The organism is Mesorhizobium sp. A623 (assembly GCF_054489405.1).
Genome location: NZ_JBTMXB010000130.1, coordinates 1 through 910, shown reverse-complemented (window position 1 = coordinate 910; position 910 = coordinate 1). Strand labels below are relative to the sequence as shown.

The following is a 910-nucleotide window of genomic DNA, read 5'->3' as shown; positions in this document are numbered from 1 at the left end:
TGGATCGTCCTTCTGGATCGTCCTTTTCATCGGGCGATCCACCTTATGCCCCTGTCTCAGAAACCGGCACCACCTCATATCGAAGCCTTACATAATGGCGCTGCGTAAGGCGCTATCTCCTGACGGTACTCATCTGCGTCGCCTTGAAGCGGTTCAGCTCAAGGTTGCGCGCCGAGCGGAGATGGAGCTCTCAATCAACGGTGCCAGGATCGTGGAGGAGTTGGACCCATGGCGTCACAGCTTTGATGGCGACGCCTTGATCATAACGGTCGACGGCACGAGAAGCTTCGAAGAGATGATGGATCTCGGGTGCCATGCTGTAGCGGATGGGCTTGCTGAGCTTTTTGAACTGCAGAGCGGCGCAGGTTTTGTGCCGTTCTTGACTTCCTCAACGGACGCATTGCGTCGTGCCCACCTCCAACGTGCATTGCCTTCACTTCGCGAGGACGAACTTGCTTCATTAATCGGAGGCGTTGATCAGGGATTTGTCTCGCCGTTTGCGCCGGACGTGGATGCGGAGACTTTGGCGGCCGGTCCCGCTCTGACCAGTACGAAATCACGCGGGACGCTCACCTCTTCAATTGCGAATGGTGGGAACGATGAACTGGAGCCCGTCTCGAACGATGTGTCGCGGGGGGCAGAACCTTCCGAAGTCGAGTTGACCGTTCAACTGCGCCAACCGCAGAACAATGCATCGTTGGAACGCACGACTTTCTCTAGACGCACCCTGCGGGTTGCAGGGCCTACAGGTCATGTCCCAGGTCCAAATGGCGCTGACCCGTACCGTGCAGCGGATGCCGAGCATTGGACAGCAGCGTTAGAACGCGCCAACGTGGTCTGCCCCCTGAAGACTGGTCCTGCCTTATGTATGGTTTTTGAGCCGATGGAGGACTTAAGAAATGGCCAGAAA

At 57.0% G+C, this 910-nt stretch carries 1 protein-coding gene; it reads left to right on the top strand.

Annotated features, from left to right (window positions below):
* Nucleotides 1–94: 94 nt before the first annotated feature.
* On the top strand, nt 95–910 hold an 816-nt coding region (locus tag ACX3P1_RS28220), incomplete at its 3' end, for a hypothetical protein (protein WP_459083121.1).